We start from the raw sequence: 3,542 nt of genomic DNA, 5'->3' as shown, positions 1-3,542 counted from the left end.
GCTCCTGCCGCAGCCGCAGGGCGCGCAGCGTCGCGGAGTCGAGCCGGCCGTGCAGCATGGCCAGCGTGGCGGCCAATTCGGCGCGCACCGGCACCGCGCGCTCGGCCGCCGCGGTGGGGGTGGGCGCCCGCCAGTCCGACGCATAGTCGATGAGGGTGGTGTCGGTCTCGTGGCCGACGGCGCTGATAAGGGGCACGCGGCTGGCGGCGGCGGCGCGCACCACGATCTCCTCGTTGAAGGCAGCAAGGTCCTCGATGGAGCCGCCGCCGCGCGCCACGATGATGAGATCGGGGCGTGGGATCGGTCCATCGGCGGGCAGCGCGTTGAAGCCGGCGATGGCGGCGGCCACCTGCGCCGCAGAGGCTTCGCCCTGCACCGCCACCGGCCACACCAGCACGCGGCGCGGGAAGCGATCGGCCAGCCGGTGCAATATATCGCGGATCACGGCGCCGGTGGGCGATGTGACGACCCCGATGACGCGCGGCAGGAACGGCAGCGGTTTCTTGCGTGCTGGATCGAACAGGCCTTCGGCCTGCAGCTTCAGCCGCCGCGCCTCGATCTGGGCAAGCAGCGCGCCGACGCCGGCCGGCTCCATCTTCTCGACGATCAGCTGATATTTGGAGCGGCCGGGATAGGTGGTGAGCTTGCCGGTGACGACGACCTCGAGGCCATCCTCGGGGCGGAACGTCAGGCCCTGGGCGGTGCCCTTCCACATGGCGAGATCGATCAGCGCGCGCTCGTCCTTCAGGCTGCCATACCAGTGGCCACTGGCCTGGCGGCGGAACTGGGACAGCTCGCCGCGCACCCGCACCTGGCCAAAGGCGGCCTCCACCGTGCGCTTCAGCGCCCCGGCGATCTCGCTCACCGAATATTCGGGCGTGTTGTTGCTCTCATCCACGCCGCCATCCTTAGCGGCTGGGGCGAAGCTGGCAAAGCCACCGCAAAAGCCCAACAATCCGCCCCGCAGCGGTTTGCCGCGACAATCTGCCATGTTAGGAACGGTGTCATGAGCGGCGCGCCTGATTCCCTTGCCATTCTCGTGCTGGGCGGCGGCGGCCGCGAACATGCGCTGTGCTGGCGCCTGGCGCAGTCGCCGCGTTGCCGCCGGCTGCTGTGCGCGCCGGGCAATGCCGGCATCGCCGAAGAGGCCGAATGCGTGGCGCTGGCCATCACCGATCCGGCCGCCGTGGTGGAGTTCGTCACCGAATATGCGATTGACCTGGTGGTGATCGGCCCGGAAGCGCCGCTGGTGGCGGGGGTTGCCGATGCCCTGCGTGCTGCCGGCGTGGCGGTGGTGGGGCCATCGCAGGCCGCGGCCGAGCTGGAGGCGTCCAAGGGCTTCACCAAGGACTTGTGCGCCGAACACGAGATACCCACCGCCCGCTTCCGCCGCTTTGCCGGCGCCGCCGACGCCCATCATTATGTGGCCGTGCACCCGCTGCCGGTGGTGGTGAAGGCCGATGGCCTCGCCGGCGGCAAGGGCGTGACCGTGGCGACCACCAACGAGGAAGGGCTGGCGGCGCTGGCCGAGATCCAGGGCCCGGTGGTGGTGGAACAATGCCTGGTGGGGCCGGAAGCCAGCCTGTTCATCCTCACCGATGGCGAGACTGTGCGGGTGCTGCCATCCGCGCAGGATCACAAGCGGCTGCGCGACGGTGATGAAGGGCCAAACACCGGCGGCATGGGGGCGGTGTCGCCTTCGCCCCGCCTGACGCCAGCGCTTCAGAAACAGGCGCTTGAGCGGATTGTGCTGCCCACGCTGGCGGCCATGAAGGCGCGCGGCACGCCCTTCCAGGGCTTTCTCTATGCCGGCCTGATGCTCACCGCCGAAGGCCCGATGCTGATCGAATACAACGTGCGGCTGGGCGATCCGGAGGCTCAGGTGCTGATGATGCGGCTGGAGTCCGACCTGGTCGAGCTGTTGTGGGCCGCGGCCACCGGTACGCTGGCCAGCGTTGAGCCACGTTTTTCCAGCGATGCTGCCGTCACCGTGGTGATGGCGGCCAAGGGCTATCCGTGGAACCCGGTGGTGGGCACGGTCATCGACGGGCTGGCCGCGGCCGAGGCGCTGGGCGTCAAGGTGTTCCACGCCGGCACCCGCCGCACGGAGGCCGGGCGGCTGGTGGCGGCTGGCGGCCGGGTGCTGAACGTCACCGCGTCAGGCCATGACATTTCCGAGGCGCGGGCGCTCGCCTATGCCGCTATGCGCAAGATCAACTGGCACGGCGGCCATTTCCGGCGGGACATCGGCAAGTCCGCCTGAGCCCGGCGCCGGCATCCCGGGGCCAAGAATCAGGGGAGGCACGCGATGAGCGATCGGCAGCAGCAATTTTCCGGCACCAGTGCGGTGCGTCCCGGTCAGGAGATCGACGCCGGCCGGCTGCATGACTGGATGGCCGCCCATGTCGAGGGCTATGCCGGGCCGCTGACCATCGAGCAGTTCAAGGGCGGCCAGTCCAACCCCACCTACAAGCTGATCACGCCCGGCCAATCCTATGTGCTCCGGCGCAAGCCGCCGGGCCAGCTGCTGCCTTCGGCGCATGCCGTAGACCGGGAGTATCGGGTGATCACTGCGCTCTACAAACAGGGCTTCCCGGTCGCCCGCACCTTCGGCCTGTGCCAGGACAACGAGGTGATCGGCACCTGGTTCTACATCATGGACTGCGTGGACGGCCGGGTGATCTGGGACACGACCTTCCCCGATGTGCCAATCGCCGAACGCCGCGCCTATTTCGACGCCATGAACAAGACCATGGCCGATCTCCACATGATCGATTACGTGGCGGCGGGGCTGGAGGATTTCGGCAAGCCCGGCAATTATTTCGCCCGCCAGATCGGCCGCTGGTCCAAGCAGTATCTCGAAGACGTCGATGCCGGCCGCTATCCGGCGATGGATGCGCTGGTGGAATGGCTGCCGGCCAACATCCCGCCGGGCGATGAAAGCGCCATCGTCCACGGCGATTATCGCTGTGACAACATGATCTTCCACCCGACCGAACCGAAGGTGGTGGCGGTGCTGGACTGGGAGCTGTCGACCATCGGCCACCCGCTGGCCGATTTCTCCTATCACCTGATGATGTACCGCATGCCGCCCAGCACCACGACGGGGCTGGTGGGCAATGACCTGGCAGCACTCGGCCTGCCGACGGAGGCCGAATATGTCGACGCCTATTGCCGCCGCACCGGGCGGGACGGCATCCCTGACATCGATTTCTATGTCGCCTACAACATGTTCCGGCTGGCCGGCATCATCCACGGCATCAAGGGCCGGGTGATCCGCGGCACCGCCACCTCCGCGCACGCGAAGAAATCGGCGGAGGGCTTCGAGGCGCTGGCCGATCTGGCGTGGGAGCAGGCCAAGAAACTTGGCGCGTGACGCGCTGGGCGCTCTTCCTTTTCACGCTTGCCGCCGGCCTGATCTGGGCCGTGCTGCGCATCCAGACGCCGGCGCCGCTGCCTGCAGCTGCGCCGGCTGACCAGTTCAGTGCCGGCCGCGCCATGGCCGATGTGCGGGCCATCGCCCGCGCGCCGCATCCCGCCGG

3 protein-coding genes are annotated in these 3,542 nt (G+C 68.6%); 2 read left to right on the top strand and 1 reads right to left on the bottom strand.

The features are described 5' to 3' along the window. Positions 1-898: exodeoxyribonuclease VII large subunit (gene xseA, locus GJV64_RS12625; RefSeq protein WP_235927740.1), on the bottom strand; the 898-nt coding region annotated here is incomplete at its 3' end. A 108-nt stretch (positions 899-1,006) separates the two neighbouring features. Here xseA and purD point away from each other — a divergent pair. Together purD and GJV64_RS12615 are read left to right on the top strand one after the other, a co-directional pair. After that, positions 1,007-2,263, top strand: a complete 1,257-nt coding sequence (gene purD / locus GJV64_RS12620) for a phosphoribosylamine--glycine ligase (protein ID WP_164157632.1) — start codon at positions 1,007-1,009, stop codon at positions 2,261-2,263. A gap of 45 nt (positions 2,264-2,308) precedes the next feature. Beyond that, positions 2,309-3,376 (top strand): phosphotransferase family protein, encoded by a 1,068-nt coding sequence (locus GJV64_RS12615; protein WP_164157631.1) that lies wholly within the window; start codon positions 2,309-2,311, stop codon positions 3,374-3,376. Positions 3,377-3,542: the final 166 nt, after the last annotated feature.

Source organism: Sandarakinorhabdus rubra, from assembly GCF_010994245.1.
In the GTDB taxonomy this organism is placed as follows: Bacteria; Pseudomonadota; Alphaproteobacteria; order Sphingomonadales; family Sphingomonadaceae; genus Sandarakinorhabdus; species Sandarakinorhabdus rubra.
This window is presented reverse-complemented; position numbering and strand designations above follow the sequence as displayed.

What these genes read in the sequence shown, in the direction of transcription:
- GJV64_RS12615 (WP_164157631.1), top strand. Translation starts at nt 2,309, where the DNA reads ATGAGCGATCGGCAGCAGCAATTTTCCGGCACCAGTGCGGTGCGTCCC.
- purD (WP_164157632.1), top strand. Translation starts at nt 1,007, where the DNA reads ATGAGCGGCGCGCCTGATTCCCTTGCCATTCTCGTGCTGGGCGGCGGC.